Below are 20,109 nucleotides of genomic sequence, written 5' to 3' on the forward strand. Positions count from 1 at the left end.
CGGCTAGCGCCTTACAGCGCTTCCCACCAGCCCGCATGTGTCTTTTCCAGCGCCAGCCCGTCGCGAGCCTGCTCGATGGCCTGTGAACGCTCGACGGCGGGCAGGGCCATGGCCTCGTCGAGCTGCGCTTGCAACGCCAGCGCCTCGGTTCGCGGCAGATCCAGCAGGCGCGCGATGGCCATACCTGCCTGCATCGCGCTGGCCTGATCCTGTATCCGGCCCAGCGCGCTCTGAACCTGTTCGAGCGCATCCTGATGCGCGCGGGCGGTCCGGCTCTTGTCGAGCGGCTGAAAGAAGCCTGCCGAATAGCGCAGCTTTTTCACATCCTTGCGCAGTTCATGCAGATCCCGCTCGCTCATCCCGGCCAGACGTTTGCGTATGCCCCGGATCGCGCTTCGCTGGCGTTCTATCATCGCCGCGGCCAAGGGCTCGACCGCCGCCCCCGCCAGCGGCGAGGCCAGATATTCCCCATCCTCCAGCCAGAGCGCCAGTTGCAGCCAAAGCCGCTGAAACCGGGGCTGGCTCAGCCCCTCGCGCGCGCTTTGCGTCGCGGCGGCCTCTGCGCGCAGCAGCGCCTTGGGCGGATGTTGGATGCTTTGGGCCAGCACATGCAGATCGCGCGCCGGGGCCAGCAGCATCGCCGCGTCGCGCAATTCCTGTCGCCATACCGGCGCCTGAGGATCGAGCGCCAGCAGATCCTTGCCGAACAGCGAGAGCGCGGCGCGCAGCCGCCGGATCGCCACGCGCAATTGATGGATCGCGCCAGAATCGCCCTGCGCGATCACCAGCCCCAGATTGCCCACCGCATGGGCCAAGACATTCCATCCGATCGTCTGAAACGCGCGGGCCACGCTCATCCCCCGCGTCAGGGCCACCGGCGCGGCAGACACGGCCTGGGGCATGCGCCCTTTGGCCAGCGCCTGCGCGCGATGCGCCTTGGTGCGGATCGACCAGCCCAGGTCCGGCCCCAACGGCAATTCCAGCGCCAGTTGCAACAGGTCTGCCAGCCTCCCTTCGCACAATTCCAGTTCGATTTCGGCGATCGGCAGGGCAGGGCGCTCGCCCGCCCGGATCTCGCCTGTGTCAAAGGCCACTTCGATCAAGGCTTTGCCCCGGCGCAGCAGCCTTGTCTCGCGCTCGACCGCCAATTCGGCATAGGGCAGCAGCCGCGCGCCGCGCCGCATCTGATCCAGCGCCAGAGCCGCCGGGGCGGGAAAGGCGGCAGGGTCGGGCGCCTGCGCATCGGCGCGCAGGGGCTGGTTCCATTCGCTGCGCTGCATCTGGCTCTTGCGGCCCAGTGCGATTTTCAGGGTCTGTTCGCAGCCCTTTGCCCGCCGCCTGACGCGCAGACTGGCCTTGCCCGCCGCCAGCGCGCCATCGGGCGTGTCGAAATAGGTGGTGCGCAGGCTCTCGCACTGGCTTTCGCCCTGCAGGGCGGGATGGCGGCGTAGGTTTTCCAGCATGGCCGCGCCGGCGGCCAGCTTGATTTCCACCTCCTCGGGCCCATGATCGCACAACGCATCGAGCACGGGCTTTCGCAAGGTTGACTCAACAGCGCCAATCTCGTTCATGCGCGACTTTCTTCGCTGGGCGGGACCATAAGGCGGTATCCATAGCATCGCGCGCGCGCACGATCCAGCCAGCCTTGTTGATGAGGCGCATGACGTGCCATGATCTGTTATGCAATAGATTGAGCACACGGCATAAAGGCGCATCCCATGGCCATGGATCACAGTGAGCAGGACCAGGGCGCAACCATCGCCTTTCTGTCCGCCCCCGGCGTCGAGCGGATCGATACCCATGGGGCGATGATCTTTCTTGGCCCGGATAGAGTTTACAAGCTGAAGCGGGCGGTCGATCTGGGCTATCTCGATTTCTCCACGCTGGCCCTGCGCGAGGCGGCGTGCCGGGCCGAACTGGCGCTCAACCGGCGGACCGCGCCCGATCTTTACTGCGGGGTGCGTGCGATCCGGCGCGGGGCGGATGGGGCGCCGTGCTGGGGGGATGAGGGCGAGGTGATCGACTGGGTGGTCGTCATGCGACGCTTTCCCGCGCAGGATCTGTTGACGCAGGTGGCCGCGCGCGGGGGCCTGACCCAGCCGATGCTCCATGCTCTGGCCGATGGCGTCGCCGATTTTCACGGCCGGGCGCAGGTGCTGTCCGATGCCGACGGCGCGGCGCGGATGCGCGAGGTGATTGTCGGCAATACCCGTTCCTTTGCCGCCATCGCGCCCGATCTGCTGCCCCCCGACAAGGTGGCCCATTTGCAGGCGCAAAGTCTTGAGGCGCTGGCGCAGGTGGCCGATCTGCTCGACGCGCGGGCGCGGGAGGGCAAGGTGCGCCATGGTCATGGCGATCTGCATCTGGCCAATATCTGCCTGTGGCAGGGGCGGCCCGTGCCCTTCGACTGCCTCGAATTCAGCGCCGAACTGGCAACGACCGACCTGCTTTACGATCTGGCCTTTCTGCTGATGGACCTGTGGCACAAGGGCTATGCGCAGGCGGCCAATCTTGTCGCTAATCGCTATGCCGACCGGATGGGCGAGGAGGATGGCTGGCCGGCGCTGCCGCTGTTCCTCTCGGTGCGCGCGGCGATCCGGGCGCATGTGGGGGCGGCCACGGCGGCGCGGCTGAGCGGGGCGGCGCGCGAGGAAAAGGCGGGCGAGGCGCGGGCCTATCTCGATGCGGCGCTGGCGTTTCTGCGGCCCGGTGCGGCGGGGCTGATCGCGGTGGGCGGGCTGTCGGGCACGGGCAAATCGACGCTGGCCGGGGCTTTGGCGCACCGGATCGGGGCGCCGCCGGGCGCGCGCTGGCTGCGTTCGGATGTGATCCGCAAGACACTGGCGGGCGTGGCGCCGGAGGACCGCCTGCCGGGCGAAGCCTATACCAGAGAGGCGAGCGGGCGGGTCTATGCCGCGATGGTTGAGCGGGCCGGGGCGATGCTGGCGCGGGGATGGCCGGTGGTGGCCGATGCGGTCTTTGCCGCGCCGTCTGAGCGCGCCGCCATCGCGGACGCGGCCCATGCCGCCGATGCACCCTTTCTGGGCCTGTGGCTGACGGCTGATGGCGCGACGATGCAGCGGCGCGTTACGGCGCGCCGGGGCGATGCCTCGGATGCCGATGCCGCCGTGGTCGCGCGCCAGATGGCCTATGATTGCGGCGATCTGACGGACTGGCGCGTGCTTGCGGCGGACGGTTCGCGCGATGCGGTGGTGGCGGCCGCGCTGGAGGCGGCACAGGGCCTGTTCATCTTGCAAAAGCCATAAGGCGCACCAGATCACATGATGACGCAGCTTGCGTCCTATGGAGTGAGAGAGATGAAGAAGTCTGCCCTGTGGCTTTTGGCCCCTGTCGCCCTGATGATGGTCTCGGCGCCGGTCATGGCCGCCGAACCCAGCGTGCGCGATGTCTATGCCACCGCCCGCGCGGGGCAGGTGGACAAGGCCGTGACCATGATGGACGAGGTGCTCAAGGCTCATCCAAACAGCGCCAAGGCCCATTATGTGCAGGCCGAACTGCTGGCCAAGCAGGGCAAGACGGCGGATGCGCGGGCGCAACTGGCGCAGGCCGAGAAGCTGGCGCCGGGCCTGCCGGGCATCCAGCCGCAATCGGTGGCCGCGCTTAAGGCGCAGCTTAATGGCGGGTCGGTGGGAAACGGCGCGGTCACGCGCAGTGAGGCGCCCCAGCCTGCGCAATCGCGCGGAATTTCGTGGGTCGGCATTGTGCTGATCGGCGCGCTGCTGTTTGGTGTGCTCGCTTTCTTCCGCCGTCGCAGCCGTCAGGCCGAAGTCTATAACGCGCCCTATGGTATGCAGGGCGGTCCCGGTTATGGCGGACAGGGCTATGGCAATCAGGGCTTTGGCGGTCCCGGCTATGGCGGCGGCTATCCCCAGCAGGGCGGCGGCATGGGTTCGTCAATCCTTGGCGGTCTGGCCACGGGCGCGGCGGCGGGCGCGGGTTTCGCCGCCGGTGAAAAGATTATCGATGGCATGTTCGGCGACCACAAGGACGAACAGCGCCGAGCGGTGCGCGAGGACAATTCGGGCTGGGATTCGGGCAATTCCAATCAGGATATGGGCGGCAATGACTTTGGCATTTCCGACGACAGTTCCTGGGATTCCTCCGATGACGGCAATGGCGGGGACTGGTAAACCGGCCCCGGAATATCAGGCGGAACGCTGGGCGTCGTTCCAGCGCTCCCGCTTGCGGTAAAGCGTCGAGGGGCTGACCCCCAGAATGCGGGCGGCCCCCGGCAGGCTGCCATGGGCGGCGCGGATCGCGCCTTCGATCGCCAGCCTCTCGATCTGATCCAGCGTCAGCCCGGCCAGCGCCTTGAACAAGGCCTCGTGGCTGTCTTCGTCCGAGGCGGGCTGTTCGGCCGCAGTTTCGACCGTTTGCGGGGTCTGACCCTGCGGCGCGGGCGGAATGGCGGGCAAGGCGCGCAGCGGCAGTTCCGGCCCGTCGAAGAGCAGCACCGCGCGGCGGATCACATTCTGCAATTCCTGAAGATTGCCCGGCCAGGAATAGGCCTCCAGCGCGGCCAGATGCTCCGGGCCGAGAGGGTCGAATTTCTTGCCCTGTTCGCGGGCAAAGCGACGCAGGAAACTTTGCGCCAGCGCCTCGATATCGCCGCCGCGTTCGCGCAACGGGGGTAGTTCGAGGGGCACCACCGCCAGACGGTAATAGAGATCCTCGCGGAATTTGCCCGAGGCCAGTTCGGCCAGCATGGGTTGGCTGCTTGAACAGATCAAACGGACATCGACCAGCGTTCGTCCGGCCATCCCGCTTTGCAGAAAGCGCAGCAGGCGCCCCTGAAGCGGCAGGGGCAGAACGCTGACCTCATCGAGGAACAGTGTGCCGCGATCGGCCGCGCGCAAGGCGCAGGGAGGGCTTGACGGGGCGCTTTCGGAAGGGTCGCCAAAGATCCGCCGCTCGATCAGCTCGGGCGGCATGGCGTTGCATGACACCGTGACAAAGGGCGCGGCCGATCGCGGCGATGCGCGGTGGATCGCTTCGGCACAGGCCTGTTTGCCGGTGCCGCTTTCGCCGGTGATGAAAATATTGGCCCTGCTCGCGGCCAGATATTTGATCTGGGAATAGACCTCGCGCATGGCCGCCGACCCCCCGATCAGACCATGCAGACCCGATGTGGCATAAGCATCGGAAGGGTTTGCGCCATGCGAGGGTGGTATCTCGACGCCCATGGGGTTGATCCTTGCCAGTATGACAGGCGCAAGATTTCCCTAACGCCTTACCTAGTAAGAACCCATAGTATCTGGAATATCCCTAAGAAATTCCAAAGCCCGTTATCAAATCAACATATTAAATGGGGCAAAGGCCAAGATTTCGGTATTTTGATTGCCTCTGGCGGGAATTTGCCGGCAGCACAGTCGTGCATGCACAGGCATATCGTGCGGCTGTGCATGCCATTTGCGACTCGCCAGAGTATTTTTGCGGGCACGGGGCAGCTTTGCGCCGCCCCGAAGCGCCGATCAGGCCGCCGCGACCAGCATGCGTTCGCGCGCGATGCTCTGCATGGCCTTTTGCAGTTTTTCAAAGGCGCGCACCTCGATCTGGCGCACGCGTTCGCGGCTGACATTATAGGTCTGGCTCAATTCTTCCAATGTCTTGGGATCATCGGTCAGGCGCCGTTCGAACAGGATCGCCCGCTCGCGCTCGTTCAGACTGTCCATCGCCTCGGCCAGCAGCGCGTGGCGCCACTGGGCCTCTTCGGCATTGGCGACGGTTTCATCCTGCAACGGCCCCGAATCGGCCAGCATATCCTGCCACTGGCCTTCGCCTTCCTCGTTGAAGGAGACATTGAGCGAGGCATCGCCGCCCATCATCATCCGGCGGTTCATGTTGACCACCTCGGCCTCGGACACGCCGAGGTCGGTGGCGATCTTCTTTACATCGTCGGGATGCAGGTCGGTGTCTTCAAAGGCGTCGATGTTCTTTTTCATACGGCGCAGGTTGAAGAACAGCTTCTTTTGCGCCGCCGTCGTGCCCATCTTGACCAGCGACCAGCTGCGCAGGATGAACTCCTGCATGCTGGCCTTGATCCACCACATCGCATAGGTGGCCAGACGGAAGCCGCGATCCGGCTCGAATTTCTTGACGCCCTGCATCAGCCCGATGTTGCCTTCGGAAATCAACTCGCTGATCGGCAGGCCATAGCCGCGATAGCCCATCGCGATCTTGGCCACGAGGCGCAGATGGCTGGTGACCAATTGGCGCGCGGCATCGGGGTCCTGATGCTCGGCATAGCGCTTGGCCAGCATATATTCCTGTTCCGCCGTCAGCACGGGAAACTTGCGGATTTGCGAAAGGTAGCGGTTCAGCCCGTCCTCGCCGGAGGCAAGCGCCGGGACGGCGGGCAGATTGCTGTCTTGGGTCATAGCAGTCATCGTCCTTCAACTTGTCAGCACGCGCATTGACGGACCCTTAACAGGCATCCCTCGGCGGCGGCCACGGTTGGCCTTCCTTGCCGCCCGGCCCAATGGCACCGGATAGCAGGGAAGAGACCGGCTGGTCGGCATGAGAACCGCCCAACCGGCGTAAAAGTTCCCGCATGTCGGCGGGCAATCGGCTGGAAAAACGGATGGTTTCGCCAGTGACCGGGTGTAAAAAACCGAGAACCGCAGCATGCAACGCCTGACGCGCAAAGCCAAGCTCTGTCAGAAGTGGTTTTTGCGATTTCTGTGATCGGGCATAGACCGGATCGCCCAAAAGGGCATGGCCGATCGAAGCCATATGTACGCGGACCTGATGGGTGCGCCCGGTTTCGAGTCGGCATTCCACCAGCGCGGCATGATCGAGCGCTTCAAGCATGCGGAAATGGGTGATGGCATGTTTGCCGCGCCCTCCATCCTCCGGCATCCGCGCGCCTTCGGGCAGGAGCGCCATGCGCTTGCGGTCGGTGGGATGGCGGGCGATGACCCCGCGCAACGTGCCATGTGTGGGATGAGGAATGCCTTGGGTCAGCGCCAGATAGGCCCGTTCGATGGAATGGTCGGCAAATTGCCGGGCCAGCCCTTCATGCGCCACATCCGATTTGGCCACCACCAGCAGGCCCGATGTGTCCTTGTCGATGCGATGGACGATGCCGGGGCGGGCCACCCCGCCGATGCCTGACAATTGCCCCGCACAATGATGCAGCAGCGCATTGACCAGCGTGCCGTCGGGGTTGCCCGCCGCGGGATGGACGACCAGACCGGCGGGCTTGTCCACCACGATCAGGTGTTCATCCTCATACACCACGTCGAGCGGAATATCCTGCGCCACCGCATCAAGCGGCGCGGCCTCGGGCAGGGTGATGACGAAATGCGCGCCGGCGTTCACCTTCATGGAGGCCTGCGAAACGGTGCGGCCATCAAGGCTGACCCGGCCCTCGCCGATCAGCGCCTTGATTCGCTCGCGCGAGAGGGCCGCCTCGGCCGGGCAACTCTCTGCCAGCGCGCGGTCCAGCCGACCGCCGCCTGAAATTGCCCCTTGTACGATGCTTTCCCCCATGCTCATTCTTTTGCAAATGGGCATGGAAATTCACTTGGCAAGAGGAATAATCGCCGCAATCCGCGCAGAGGCGATGAAGGCCCATCCGCATGAAGCCTGCGGATTGCTGTTGGGGCGGATGGGCAAGGTGGCGCAAATCCGCGCCTGCGCCAATGTCGCGCCCGATCCGGCGCGCCATTTCGAGATCGATCCGGCGGCCCTGATCGCCGCTTTTCGGGCCGAACGGGCGGGGGGAGAGCAGGTGCTGGGTTATTACCATTCCCACCCCACGGGCGATGCCATGCCCAGCCGTACCGATGCCGCCATGGCCGCGCGCGATGGCCGGATCTGGGCAATTTGCGGTGGCGAAACGGTCAGTTGGTGGCGCGATGGGGCCAATGGATTTGAAGTGCTTTTCACGCGCGAAGTTGAGGGTTAAGGGATGGGTAAAGGTGCTGTGCAACAGTCCTGCACCATCCGGGAAAACGTAGAATATGTCCGATACCATCGACCGTACCATTGCCCTCGATCTTGCCAGCCTGCTCTGCTCGCGCCTGTGTCATGATATGCTCAGCCCGGTGGGCGCGCTTTCCAACGGGCTGGAATTGCTGGCCGAGGAGAAAGATCCGGCGATGCGCGAGCGCTGTTTCGAGCTGCTCGAACAATCCGCGCGGGTCAGCGCCAACAAGCTGAAATTCTATCGTCTGGCCTTTGGCGCGGCGGGGGGCTTTGGCGACCTCATTCCCGTGGGCGAACCGCGCGCGCTGATCGAGGCCTTGCTGGCGGGCAAGGACCGGGTGGCGGTCAATTTCGCGCTGGGCAACGATATGCTGCCCAAGTCGGCGGTCAAGACGCTGCTCAACTTTGCCCTGATCGCGATCGATGCGCTGGTGCGGGGCGGCACGATCGACATCGCCGCCGAGATCCGCGATGGCGCGGCCGAAATCGTCGTGCGCGCCGCAGGGCCCCGCATCGCCTTTGATCCGACCATCGGCCATGCGCTGGACGGCAATCTGGCGCCCGGCGACCTGTCCAGCAAGACCGCGCCTGCCGCCATGCTGCAGGTGATGGCCGCAGGGCTGGGCGGCAGCGTGCAATATGCGCTGAGCGAGGAAGCGCTGGTGATGGGCGCGGTGATTCCCGCGCAAGGGTAATGGAGGCCTGATGGCCATGGGTGAGGGGAGAGAGCGGGCATGAGCGAACTGGTCCACCGCGAATGCCTCTCGCCCAATTGCAACGAGCGCAAATTGCCGATCAGCATGGTCGTGCTGCATTACACCGGTATGCGCACGATGCAGGAGGCGCTCGACCGCCTGTGTGATCCGGCCGCCGAGGTTTCGGCCCATTACCTGATCGACGAGGACGGCACCGTCATCCGCCTTGTGCCCGAGGAAAAGCGGGCATGGCATGCCGGACGATCCTATTGGCGCGGGATCACCGACGTCAACTCGGCCAGCATCGGCATCGAGATGGTCAACCCCGGCCATGAATTCGGCTATCGCCCCTTTACCGAGGCGCAGATGGAATCGCTGATTCCGCTGCTCTCCAGCATCATGGCGCGCCATAATATCGACCCGTCCAATGTGGTGGGCCATTCCGATGTCGCCCCCGCGCGCAAGCAGGATCCGGGCGAATTGTTCGATTGGGAATTGTTGGCGCGCTATGGATTGGCGCTGCCCACGCCCCATCCGCGCATCCGGTTGCTGCATGAAAATCCGGGGGCGTTTTATCTCTCGCTCGAGCGGTTCGGTTATGAAGTGACAGATGGCCGCGCCGCCGTGGCCGCCTTTCAGCGCCGGTTTCGCCCGAGAATCGTCGATGGCGAACTGGACGGCGAGGTGGGGGCTTTATTGTTCGAACTGCTGATCGCGCGCGATGCGGCCGAGGGCGAGGATTGGAAGGAATGCGGGGACGAGGACTTTCCCTATTAAAGGAGGTGGTTTTGCCTCTGGCGCTTTTCAGCCTGACCTCGCCGCGCCGCAGGCTTTCAAACCATCCGGCCGAATCGGACCCATAAATATCTCACCACCCATTAATGGGATTGCAAAGGGCCCCCGCCCTTTGCTCGCCGGAGGCATAAAAACACCCCAAAGAACACAAAAGACGCTGCCCTCCACAAGGGAAGGCAGCGCCTGATTTGCCAACCTGCAGACCGGGAGCCGAAGCCCCCGATCCACACGATGATTACATCTTGATGTTCACGCCCGCGCGGAATTCGCGGCCCACCAGACCGGCATAGTGCCAGGTGGTGAGGAAGTTCGGCGCGCTGGAGTAGGCGGCCGGAGCCACCGGCGCCTTGGCGTCGAACAGGTTCTTCACAATGCCATAGACGGTCATGCGATCATTGATCTTGAGCGTCGCATTGAAGTCATTGTTGATGAACGGGCTGACATAGCAGAACTTGTCGCCGGTCTTGTACAGGTTCTGTGCGCAGCTGGTGTCGGTGCTGGCCTGGTCGGCAGCCGTTTCCTTGATGCGGCCCACATAGTAGGTCGTCAGGCTGAGCGAGAGCTGGCCGATTTCCAGCGTGTTCTGCCAGTTGCCGCGGATGCGGGGCGTACCGTTGCCCGACGACAGGTCGTAGGGGCCGAAGGTCCCGGCATAACGCTGGAGCGTACCGTTATTGTTCAGGTCATAACGGATGACATAAGTGGCTTCCAGACGGCTGGTCCACTTGATGTCGTGGGGCAGGTTCACCTTCGCCGTGGCCGAGAAATCAAGACCCGAGGTGACCGAATAGTTCGCGTTCACATAGGGCACGTTGATGATCAGCACGCGCGGCAGAGCGTCGGGATAGAGCGGGTCGACAGAGTCAACCGAGTTCACCGAATAGCCCGGCCCAACGGCGGCCACGGCGGCCTGTGCAGCGGCAAGGTTGGTGGCGCTGAAATAGGCGTCCACAGCCTTACCGGCCAGCGGGCCCGACACGATCAGGTTCGACTTCTTGATGTTGTAATAGTCAGCCGTGAAGCTGAGCCAACGCGTCGGCTGGGCGATCATGCCCAACGTAAAGCTGCGCGAGTTTTCCGGCTTGAGGTTGGGGTTGCCAACCGAGCCGCGACCCAAGTTATAGACGTTGTTATAGGAATTGTTGGCCGCGGCGCCGCCATGCTGGTCAACAAAACCGGCGGGCGGGGTCGTCGAAACGAAACCGGCATACTGGCTGCGCGGGCCGGATTCGGCAAAGGTCGGCGCGCGGAAGCCTTCCGAATAGGTGCCGCGGAAGGCCAGTGCCTTGATGGGCGTGAACTTGACGCCAATCTTGGGCGAGAACTTCGAGTAGCCTTCCGAATAGTGGTCGAAACGGCCCGAGAAGTTGGTGTCGAGCACGCGGGCGACCGGGGCGTCAATTTCGAAATAGGCCGCCGACACAGTGTGCTGGCCATAGGCCGAAGCCGTGGTCAGGCCATAGGTGTCGAGCGCTGCGTTCTGGTTGCGGTTTTCCAGCTTTTCTGCGCGGATCTGGCCGCCGATGGCCACCTGGGCCTTGCCGCCGGGCAGGTCGAACAGCGCGCGCGTCATCGAAGCGTCAACGCCATACATTTCCGAATAGGACGGCGTGGTCCGGTCCGGGGCGATGAAGTTGCGCACAGCCGCCGAATTGGCCGACGGATTGGCGAAATTATACGACCCGGTGTTGATGGCCTTCATCAGGTTGGCGATGTTGAGCAGGCCGTGCTGGGTCAGCTTCAGGTTGTCGCGGGCATAGACACCCTCAACGCGCCAGTCGGTGCTTTCGCCAATCTTGCCGTTCAGGCCCGAGGTGAAGCGATACACGTCATTGGTGCGCTCGCTGCCCGCCGGAATGTCGCCGAACATGTAATAGATGCGGGCCGCGCCATTGGTCGGATCATTGGCATAGGCCGAAGCATAGGGGTTGTTCGTCGTGTTGAGCTGACGATCCGCCGCCGTGGCGCAGTTCACGCCCGAGGAGCAGACGTAGACGGGCAGCACGATGCCGGGGCTGGACGAAGCCAGCGAAGGCGAGCCGCCGAAGGGCTGGGTGGCGCGAATGGCCGAAGGCGTGCCATTGATCGACACATAGCTGTGGCTCCAGCTGCCGGTGATATAGCCTTCGATGCTGTCCGAGACGCGGAAGCTGAGGCGGCCGTTGACCGAGTAGCGTTCCTGCAGCGGGGCGATCTGGCGATACTGGTTGACCAGATCGTATTTGCAGCCCGTGCCGTTTGAGGCAGTGAAGGTGCCGCCCGCGCAATTGGCAAGGCCAAGCGCGGTATATTGCGCCGTCTTGCCGTCGGATGCATTAATGCCGCCCGAAAGCGGATTGTTCAGATCGCTCTGCGAGGTGCGGACGACATAGGCGGTCGGCACGTTGCGGGTCATTGAGGAGTCGTCGGCGTTCTTGTCGAGGCCGCCGATCGAGGTCAGATCCTGGGTGTTGTAGGGGAAGCCGCGGCTCGCGTTCGAGATGCGACCGTTGTACTGGTATTCGCCGTTGACGTAGAAATTCCAGCCTTCGTTCTGATAGTCGCCAAAGCCGACCGTGGCGCTCAGGCGGCTGTAGCGGCCATCGCCGCGCTCGGAGATGCCGCTTTCGGCATTGCCGGCCACGCCGTTGAACTGCTTCTTCAGCTTGAGGTTGACCACGCCGCCGATCGCGTCCGCGCCATAGCTCGACGAGGCACCGTCCTTGAGCACTTCGATCTTGTCGATCAGGCTGAAGGGGATCGAGTTGAGGTCGACATAGGCGTTGTGGCCGTCATCATTCAGCGGGAAATTGGCCGAACGCAGGCCATCGACCAGCACGAGGGTCGAGGACACGCCCAGACCGCGCAGCGACACGGCCGAACCGCCCGCCGAGAAGCCCGACTGGAAACCCGAACCGATCGAACCGGCACCGTCAGCCGAAATCGAGCGGATCGCATCCGAGGCGGTGGTGATGCCGGCCTTGATCAGCGATTCGGAGGTCAGCACGGTGACCGGCGAAGGCGTTTCGGTGTTGGTGCGGCGGAACATCGTGCCGGTGACAACGATGGTTTCCGGCTCGGCGGCAGTGGTGGCGCTTTGGGCAAAGGCCGGGGCCGAAGCGAGCGTGGTGACCAGCGAGAGAGCTGCAACGCCATGGCGCAGCCACGCGCCACGAAGGTGCTTGTGGTTATTCATATCTGGATTGTCCCCCTGCAAGCGCCTGTGGGAAGAGCCCGGACAGGCACTTTACTTACAGTGATGAAAGTCTATTGGGGGCCGGGCCGCGACATGCAATCGTGTTTTGACATATTAATCCAAAATCAGGCAATAGTGTGTCTTGACGGCAACATAACTGTAATGTTCGTATTTCTGAATATATCAGGAAAAGATCCGGCGCGCCGATCCTCCCATGGCACGTCCTCTTTGGCCCGCTTTGATGCTGCGCAAAAATAGCTGCCTTAATCGCTTTTCTCCCCTGCCAAAGCCTGCTAGCGGACCAGGCGTCAGGGGGCGGGGCAGCCGCGTCAGGGTTCATCCCTGCCGAGGAAAGTCCGGGCTCCACGAAACGAGGGTGGCGGGTAACGCCCGCCGGGGGGAAGGCTTTTGGCCGACCTTCAAGGGAAAGTGCCACAGAGAGCAAACCGCCGGACGGATGCGAATCCCAAGGTAAGGGTGAAAGGGTGCGGTAAGAGCGCACCGCGGTTCTGGCGACAGAATCGGCAAGGCAAACCCCACCCGGAGCAAGACCGAATAGGGGCAACGCGTCCATCAGGACAGGCGGGTTTCGCGCCAGTTGCCCGGGTTGGTTGCTGGAGCGCACTGGTAACAGGGCGCCGAGAGGAATGGCTGCCGCTGGCCGCCGCGTCGATAGATACGAGCGGCCTTCACAGAACCCGGCTTACAGGCCCCCTGACATTTTGTTATTTTCTGGATAGGTTGGCGCATGAATCCGGTGTCATGCCCCGGAAAAGGGGTGACGATGCGCTGGATCTTAGCTTTAGTCTTCCTGACATTGCCGCTGCCTGCCTTTGCCGAGACGCAGGATGCGCGAAAGTTCATGCAGGGCGCGCTGGCCTTTGCGTTGCATCGAGAGCCGGACCCGCGCAGCCCAGCCTATCTGCGCTATTTCACCAGGCAGTTGGGCAATGCGATGCTGCTCGACGGTTCGCGTCCGGAAATCGGGGTGGTCGAGGCCGAAGTCCTTTGCCAGTGTCAGGACAATGAAGGGGTGACGGCCAAGGTTGTAAGGGTGGCAGCTATTGGTGCGGATGTCGCGGTCAGGGTTCACTATGCATCGGATGGCGACTGGCGGCATGACGCTGCATTTATCCTGCGACGTGAAGGTCAGCATTGGCGGATCGCTGATATTTGGGATGATGGAAAGGCGGCGTCCTCGCTGCTCAAAGCCTTGGAGGCGTCTAATCGCGAGCGGTTCGCGCGTGGGCGCAAAATGCATTAGATCAAGAAAAAGGCGCCGGTCCCGCATCGGGGCCAGCGCCTCTTCGTAGATCCTGCCGGTCAGCCTGTTTGGCCGGAAATGGCCGCCAAACCAGCGAGGCAGAAATCTTATAGCCTTATTTCGGTGAAAGCACCATCAGCATCTGACGGCCTTCCATGCGCGGATAGGCTTCGACCTTGGCGAGTTCCGCCGCATCTTCCTGCACACGCTTGAGCAGGTTCATGCCCAACTGCTGGTGCGAAAGTTCACGACCGCGGAAGCGCAGCGTCACCTTCACCTTGTCACCTTCGCCGATGAACTTGTGAATGGCGCGCATCTTCACGTCATAGTCATGATCGTCGATATTGGGACGCATCTTGATCTCTTTGATCTCCTGCGTCTTTTGCGACTTGCGGGCCAGGTTGGCCTTCTTCTGCGCCTCATAGCGGAACTTGCCCACATCGAGGAATTTGCAGACCGGCGGGTCGGCGTTGGGCGACACTTCGACAAGGTCAAGCCCGAGTTCGAACGCGCGCTCGATTGCCTCACGCGTATATAGGATGCCGAGGTTTTCGCCCTCGTCATCGATCACGCGCACCTTGGGCACGTTAATCATCTCGTTATAGCGAGGCCCGCTTTTGACGGGGGGCGCCATACTGCGCCGGGGAGGGGGGGCTATAGTCTACTCTCCATAAGACATTTCTGGATGAGCGCCTTTAGAGCGAAACCCGTGACCATGAAAGCGCAATTTCGCCACAGTCGGGGCAAAATCGCGAAACTTTTGTTTCAGCCATCCGATTCACGCGGGCCAGACGGGCAGGATGGCCGCTTTTGCCGCGGCGCACAAGATCGCCTCGACGCGTTTTGCGGGCTGCAGGGCGGCAATCAGCGCCGGATCGGCGGCATCCATGCCCCCGGTCAAAGCGCCAAAAGCGGGCAGGATCAGCCGATTCTCGCTGCGCAGCGCGCAAGGGCGGCTGATCATCCGCCCTCGCACCCGCAGCCGCAATTTGGGATGGTAATGGCCCGAGATTTCCGGCCCGGTTTCGCCCGGTTCGGCCTCGTGGCGCAGGGCGATGCCGTCCAGCATCAGATCCTCCACCACATCGCCCGCCATCGCGCGTGTCATCCCTGCATCGTGATTGCCCACGATCCACACCACTTCGAGTCGCCGCGTCAGATCGCCCAGCAATCGCGCCGCCTCCGGCTCCATCCGAGCGGGGCCATCGTCATCGTGGAAATTGTCGCCAAGGCACAGCACCCGCCGCGCCCCTGTCATCGCCGCCGCCGCGCTCAACCGCTCCAGCGTTTCGCGGCTGTCATAGGGGGGCAGCATCTGGCCGGTCTGCGCAAACCAGCTGGCCTTTTCCAGATGGAGGTCGGCCACCAGCAGCGCCTGCTGTGCAGGCCAATAGACCGCGCGGCTGTTCGAAATCAGCCATTCGTGATCGGCAAAGGAAAAGGGGGCAAACTGCATCGCGGTCATGCGGCCCCCTTGCCGCGCCCGCCCGGCGGTGGCAAGCGGGGGCGCAACAATCCCCGCAAGAGAGGCCGACGTGACCGACTGGACCCCCTATACGCAGCGCGCCAAGACATGGTTCGAGGCCCTGCGCGATGGCATTTGCGCCGAATTTGAAAAGATCGAGCGCGAGGCCGGGTCGGACGCCAGTTTCCAATACACGCCATGGACCCGCGATGCGGTGGCGGGCGAGGCGGACACCGGAGGCGGCGTACAGGGCCTGATGAAGGGCCGCGTGTTTGAAAAGGTGGGGGTCAATGTCTCGACCGTCCATGGTGCCTTTTCGCCCCAATTCGCCGCTAGCATCAATGGTGCAAGCGCGGAAAATCCCGGTTTTACCGCCACGGGGATCAGCCTTGTCGCGCATATGGCCAACCCCCATGTGCCCGCCGTCCATATGAACACGCGGTTTCTGACCACGACCAAGGCGTGGTTCGGGGGCGGCGCGGATCTCAATCCGCCGTTGCCCTATGACGAGGACACGGCCGATTTCCACGCGGCGTTCAAGACCACCTGTGATGCGCATGGCGAGGGCTATTATGAGCGCTACAAGGCATGGGCGGATGATTATTTCTATATCCCCCATCGCAAGGTACATCGCGGGGTGGGCGGCATTTTCTACGACCATCTGGAATGCGTCGATGAAGCGGGCTGGGAGGCCAACTTTGCCTTTACCAAGGCGGTGGGCGAAACGTTCCTGTCAATCTTTCCGCAACTGGTGCGCCGCCGGATGGGCATGGCCTTCGACGCCGCGCAAAAGCAGCAGCAACTGGAATGGCGCGGGCGCTATGCCGAATTCAATCTGGTTTACGACCGGGGCACTTTGTTCGGGTTAAAAACCGGGGGTAATATCGATGCTATCCTGATGAGCCTGCCGCCCGAAGCGGTCTGGAGCTGATACGGGAGCAAAAACCGGGTTGGTGCGTTGAAAGCGCCGGATAAGCGGAAAGGATCGGATGATGGCGAAGGTTTTGACGGGGCTGATGATGGCGGGCGCGCTGGCCGGGATCATGGTGCCGGGCGTTGGCATGGCCAAGGCGGCCCATAAGGCTGTTTCCAAGGACAAGGTGCTGGCCAGCGCCGCGCTGATGAAGGGCGATACGATGCCCGCCGGGCTCGCCTCCATCATCGAGGCCAAGGGCAAGCTGGGGCTGAAACTGTCGCTCTCGGGCCTGCCTGCGGGCGTTCATGCGGTCCATCTGCATATGCGCGGCGTGTGCGAGGTTCCCGCCTTTACCTCGGCGGGCGGACATCTGAACCCGGCCGGGCATCAGCATGGGCGCGACAATCCGATGGGCGCGCATATGGGCGATCTGCCCAATGTGACAGTGGGCGAAGACGGCACGGCCAATGTCACGCTGCCGCTGGACTATAAGGCGGATGAATTGCTGACCGCGCTGTTTGACAAGGATGGCGGGGCGATTGTCGTCCATGCCGCGCCCGATGATTACAAGACCGACCCCACCGGCAATGCGGGCGGGCGGATTGCCTGCGGGGCCTTCGTCCGGGGCCAATAAGACCCATTCTCCGGCGGGCATGGGGCTTTGCCTTGCCCGCCGGAGGCCGTTTCAAATTCTCCGCATTACGCCATAGTTCGGGCCAAGCCGCCCATTAACCAAGCAGGGTCCATCCTCACCCCCGGTTAAACGGGAGCGAGTGTTGGGATATGGCCGAACTGCTGATCCATTCCATGGCCGAATTCGGCGAACTGATCCTCGAAGTGCTGGCCGCCGCCGATGCGCGGACCATTGCCGAGATCGGGGCGGAATTTGGCGGCATGTCCGCCCATCTGGCCCAATATTGCCATGAGCGCGGCGCAGAGCTGATCAGCATCGATCCATCGCCCAAGCCCGAATTTCTCGTCTGGGCGGCGGCCACGCCCCATGTCCGCCATATCGCCCGGCCCAGCCTTGAGGCCATGCCCGAACTGGGGCCAATGGATGCATGGGTGATTGACGGCGATCACAATTATTACACGGTCTTTCATGAACTGGCGCTGGCATCGGCCAATGCGTGGGATGCGGGGCGGCCTGCGCTGGCGATCCTGCATGATGTGGGCTGGCCCTGCGCGCGCCGCGACATGTATTATGCCCCCGAACGGATACCGGCCGACTATCGCCATCCCCATTCCTATGACGTGGGCGTGACGCTGGATTCGCGGGGCAGCATCGCCCATCGCGGTTTTCGCGGCGGCGGCTTTCATGCCTGGGCGCTGGAGGCGGGGGGCGCGCGCAATGGCGTGCTGACGGCGGTGGAGGATTTTATCGCCGAACGAAAGGCGCAGGGCCGGACCCTGCGCTATGCCCATGTGCCCGCTGTCTTCGGGCTGGGCGTGGTCTATGATGGCGATGCGCCATGGGCGGATGATGTGGCGCGCATCCTGGCCCCCTATGACGACAATCTGCTGCTGGCCCGGCTGGAGGAGAACCGGCTGCGCAATTATCTGGCCGTGATCGATTGGCAGGATCGCGCCGCTGTCGGGGGCTGAGGCCATGATGGAACAGGCCGCCCTTCGCCCTTTAAGCATTGGCGCAAAGATGTTTTGCGGCAAAATTCGTTGCCATGCGTCAATGTCCCGGCCTTTCCCCCTTGCCCTTGCGCGTTCCACCCCCCAAAGTCTTTGGACGATGTTGCGCCAATACGAACTTGTCGAAAGGGTGAAGGCTTACGCGCCTGATGCGGATGAGCAGATGCTCAACCGCGCCTATGTTTATACCGTCCAGAAGCATGGCAGCCAGAAGCGCGCCAGCGGCGACCCCTATTTCAGCCATCCGGTCGAGGTGGCCGGGTTGATGACCGAGCTGAAACTCGATCAGGACACGATCATCACCGCGCTGCTGCATGATACGGTCGAGGACACGCTGGCCACGATTGACGAGGTGGAAAAGCTGTTCGGGCCGGATGTGGCGCGGATGGTCGATGGCGTGACCAAGCTGTCCAAGATCGAGGCGATGAGCGAGAAGGAGCGCGCGGCCGAAAACCTGCGCAAGTTCCTGCTGGCCATGAGCGAGGACCTGCGGGTGCTGCTGGTCAAGCTGGCCGACCGGCTGCACAATATGCGCACGCTCCATTACATCAAGAGCGAGGACAAGCGCCGCCGTATCGCCAAGGAAACCATGGATATCTATGCCCCGCTGGCCGAGCGCGTGGGCATGTATGAATATATGCGCGAGATGCAGTTGCTGGCGTTTCAGCAGCTTGAGCCCGAGGCCTATGCCACGATCACCGGGCGCCTTGCGCAAATCCGCAGTCAGGACCACGGGCAGGTGGATGCCATCGCCCTCTCGATCAGCCAGGCGCTGACCGAGGCGGGGGTGAAGTGCAAGGTCTGGGGACGGGAAAAGCACCCCTATTCGATCTGGCGCAAGATGGCCGAGCGCCATGTCAATTTCGACCAGATTACCGATATCATGGCCTTCCGCGTGTTGGTGGACAATGTCGAGGATTGCTATCGCGCCATCGGCATCCTGCACACCACGTGGCAGGCTTTGCCGGGGCGGTTCAAGGATTATATCTCGACCCCCAAGGTCAACGGCTATCAAAGCCTGCACACCTCCATGATCTATGAAAAGGCCATGCGGATGGAGGTGCAGATCCGCACATGGAATATGCACGAAACCAACGAATACGGGCTTGCCGCGCATTGGAGCTATAAGCAGGGCGGGGTGATGCCGGATTCGCAGGTGGGCTGGCTGCGCGATCTGGTCGAGGTGCTCGAGGCCAGCAATGACCCTGAGGAACTGCTCGAAAACACGCGGATGGCGATCTATCAGGACCGCATCTTCGCCTTTACCCCCAAGGGCAAATTGTTCCAGTTGCCCAAGGGCGCGACCCCCATCGACTTTGCCTATGCGGTCCACAGCGATCTGGGCAGCATGGCGGTGGGCGCCAAGCTCAACGGGCGCCACGTGCCCTTGCGCACGGCGCTGAGCAATGGCGATGTGGTCGAAATCATCAAGAACCGGTCGGCCAGTCCGCAACTGGCTTGGCTGGGCTTTTGCGTGACCGGCAAGGCGCGCGCCGCCATCCGCCGCGCGGTGCGCATCAAGGAACGCTCCGAACTGGCCGCCATCGGGCGCAAGCTGTTCGACGAGATTATCGAGCGCCTGCCCACCAAGGTCGGCAAGAAGGCCACCGCTGAGGCGGTCAAGCGGCTGGGGCTGAAGAACGAGGACGAGCTGATGGCCGCCATCGGCACGGCCAAGCTGGACGACCGGCAGGTGATGGAGGCGCTGGTCCCCGGCTCTGCGCGCGACATGCCCGAGCCCGAGGCCTGGCCCAAGCAGGAACGCGCGATCTCGATCAAGGGGCTTACCCCCGGCATGGCCTTCCAGCTTGCCGAATGCTGCCACCCGGTGCCGGGCGACCGCATCGTGGGCCTGCGCAAACCGGGCGTCGGGGTCGAGGTCCATTCCATCGCCTGCGACGTGCTGATCGAGGGCGGGGATCACGACTGGATCGACCTGTCATGGGGCGAGCGCAGCACCGGGGCCGTCGGCCGCCTGCGCTGCGTTCTCTATAACCGCCCCGGCACGCTGGCCGAAGTCACCGGCATCTTCGCCGCCAACAAGGCCAACATCACCCAGCTCCAGAATGTCCAGCGCGACGAACTCTTCGGCACCTATGAGGTCGATCTTGAGGTCAGCGATCTGGCGCATCTGACGCGGATTGTGTCCAGTTTGCGCGCCAGCGATGCGGTGTCGCAGGCGGATCGATTGTAGGGGGCGTTGAA

At 63.2% G+C, this 20,109-nt stretch carries 17 protein-coding genes and 1 other RNA gene; 11 read left to right on the forward strand and 7 right to left on the reverse strand.

Annotation, left to right across the window (positions count from 1 at the left end):
• Positions 1 to 11: 11 nt before the first annotated feature.
• Positions 12 to 1,571 carry a CYTH and CHAD domain-containing protein gene (locus tag PQ457_RS03255; protein WP_273618356.1) on the reverse strand — a complete coding sequence of 520 codons (1,560 nt, stop codon included), beginning with the start codon at positions 1,569 to 1,571 and terminating at the stop codon, positions 12 to 14.
• A gap of 147 nt (positions 1,572 to 1,718) precedes the next feature.
• Between PQ457_RS03255 and PQ457_RS03260 the strand changes: the two genes are divergently transcribed.
• Together PQ457_RS03260 and PQ457_RS03265 are read left to right on the forward strand one after the other, a co-directional pair.
• A complete protein-coding gene (locus tag PQ457_RS03260; protein WP_273618357.1) occupies positions 1,719 to 3,266 on the forward strand; it encodes a bifunctional aminoglycoside phosphotransferase/ATP-binding protein in 1,548 nt (515 codons plus the stop codon).
• 51 nt (positions 3,267 to 3,317) lie between these two features.
• Positions 3,318 to 4,151, forward strand: a complete 834-nt coding sequence (locus PQ457_RS03265; protein WP_273618358.1) for a tetratricopeptide repeat protein — start codon at positions 3,318 to 3,320, stop codon at positions 4,149 to 4,151.
• Between the two features lie 15 nt (positions 4,152 to 4,166).
• Here the strand turns inward: PQ457_RS03265 and PQ457_RS03270 are convergent, their stop codons facing one another.
• The 3 genes from PQ457_RS03270 to PQ457_RS03280 form a co-directional block, all read right to left on the reverse strand.
• A complete protein-coding gene (locus tag PQ457_RS03270; RefSeq protein ID WP_273618359.1) occupies positions 4,167 to 5,204 on the reverse strand; it encodes a sigma 54-interacting transcriptional regulator in 1,038 nt (345 codons plus the stop codon).
• Between the two features lie 288 nt (positions 5,205 to 5,492).
• Entirely contained in the window at positions 5,493 to 6,398 is a 906-nt protein-coding gene (rpoH, locus tag PQ457_RS03275; RefSeq protein ID WP_168602217.1) for an RNA polymerase sigma factor RpoH, read from the reverse strand.
• A 46-nt stretch (positions 6,399 to 6,444) separates the two neighbouring features.
• Complete coding sequence (locus PQ457_RS03280) at positions 6,445 to 7,518, reverse strand: RluA family pseudouridine synthase (protein ID WP_273618360.1); 1,074 nt, start codon at positions 7,516 to 7,518, stop codon at positions 6,445 to 6,447.
• Positions 7,519 to 7,534: 16 nt separating this feature from the next.
• Here PQ457_RS03280 and PQ457_RS03285 point away from each other — a divergent pair, with 16 nt between their 5' ends.
• From PQ457_RS03285 to PQ457_RS03295, 3 genes are read left to right on the forward strand one after another with little or no spacing between them, the layout of a single operon-like run.
• Positions 7,535 to 7,930, forward strand: coding sequence for a M67 family metallopeptidase (locus PQ457_RS03285; RefSeq protein WP_273618361.1), 396 nt, complete (start codon positions 7,535 to 7,537; stop codon positions 7,928 to 7,930).
• Between the two features lie 55 nt (positions 7,931 to 7,985).
• Positions 7,986 to 8,645: a histidine phosphotransferase family protein gene (locus tag PQ457_RS03290; RefSeq protein WP_273618362.1), complete on the forward strand. Its 660-nt coding sequence runs from the start codon at positions 7,986 to 7,988 to the stop codon at positions 8,643 to 8,645.
• Positions 8,646 to 8,684: 39 nt separating this feature from the next.
• The gene (locus tag PQ457_RS03295; protein ID WP_273618363.1) at positions 8,685 to 9,422 is read left to right on the forward strand and encodes an N-acetylmuramoyl-L-alanine amidase; all 738 of its coding nucleotides are present in this window, start codon (positions 8,685 to 8,687) and stop codon (positions 9,420 to 9,422) included.
• A gap of 253 nt (positions 9,423 to 9,675) precedes the next feature.
• On the opposite strand, the gene PQ457_RS03300 is transcribed toward PQ457_RS03295, so the two are convergent.
• Positions 9,676 to 12,615, reverse strand: coding sequence for a TonB-dependent receptor plug domain-containing protein (locus PQ457_RS03300; RefSeq protein WP_273618364.1), 2,940 nt, complete (start codon positions 12,613 to 12,615; stop codon positions 9,676 to 9,678).
• Positions 12,616 to 12,923: 308 nt separating this feature from the next.
• Here PQ457_RS03300 and rnpB point away from each other — a divergent pair.
• An RNA gene (gene rnpB, locus PQ457_RS03305) (RNase P RNA component class A) lies at positions 12,924 to 13,337 on the forward strand.
• 62 nt (positions 13,338 to 13,399) lie between these two features.
• Positions 13,400 to 13,879: a DUF3828 domain-containing protein gene (locus tag PQ457_RS03310; RefSeq protein WP_273619236.1), complete on the forward strand. Its 480-nt coding sequence runs from the start codon at positions 13,400 to 13,402 to the stop codon at positions 13,877 to 13,879.
• A gap of 115 nt (positions 13,880 to 13,994) precedes the next feature.
• Here PQ457_RS03310 and infC read toward each other — a convergent pair whose 3' ends face one another.
• Together infC and pdeM are read right to left on the reverse strand one after the other, a co-directional pair.
• On the reverse strand, positions 13,995 to 14,513 hold the full coding sequence (gene infC / locus PQ457_RS03315; protein ID WP_168602223.1) for a translation initiation factor IF-3: 519 nt from the start codon (positions 14,511 to 14,513) through the stop codon (positions 13,995 to 13,997).
• 144 nt (positions 14,514 to 14,657) lie between these two features.
• The gene (pdeM, locus tag PQ457_RS03320) at positions 14,658 to 15,344 is read right to left on the reverse strand and encodes a ligase-associated DNA damage response endonuclease PdeM (RefSeq protein WP_420540964.1); all 687 of its coding nucleotides are present in this window, start codon (positions 15,342 to 15,344) and stop codon (positions 14,658 to 14,660) included.
• A 70-nt stretch (positions 15,345 to 15,414) separates the two neighbouring features.
• Here pdeM and hemF point away from each other — a divergent pair, with 70 nt between their 5' ends.
• The 4 genes from hemF (at position 15,415) to PQ457_RS03340 (ending at position 20,098) form a co-directional block, all read left to right on the forward strand.
• Entirely contained in the window at positions 15,415 to 16,275 is an 861-nt protein-coding gene (gene hemF / locus PQ457_RS03325) for an oxygen-dependent coproporphyrinogen oxidase (RefSeq protein ID WP_273618365.1), read from the forward strand.
• Between the two features lie 58 nt (positions 16,276 to 16,333).
• A complete protein-coding gene (locus tag PQ457_RS03330; RefSeq protein WP_273618366.1) occupies positions 16,334 to 16,894 on the forward strand; it encodes a superoxide dismutase family protein in 561 nt (186 codons plus the stop codon).
• 149 nt (positions 16,895 to 17,043) lie between these two features.
• Entirely contained in the window at positions 17,044 to 17,865 is an 822-nt protein-coding gene (locus PQ457_RS03335; protein ID WP_273618367.1) for a class I SAM-dependent methyltransferase, read from the forward strand.
• Between the two features lie 139 nt (positions 17,866 to 18,004).
• On the forward strand, positions 18,005 to 20,098 hold the full coding sequence (locus PQ457_RS03340; RefSeq protein WP_273618368.1) for a RelA/SpoT family protein: 2,094 nt from the start codon (positions 18,005 to 18,007) through the stop codon (positions 20,096 to 20,098).
• Positions 20,099 to 20,109: the final 11 nt, after the last annotated feature.

The sequence above is a fragment of the Novosphingobium humi genome, assembly GCF_028607105.1.
GTDB classification, from domain to species: Bacteria; Pseudomonadota; Alphaproteobacteria; order Sphingomonadales; family Sphingomonadaceae; genus Novosphingobium; species Novosphingobium humi.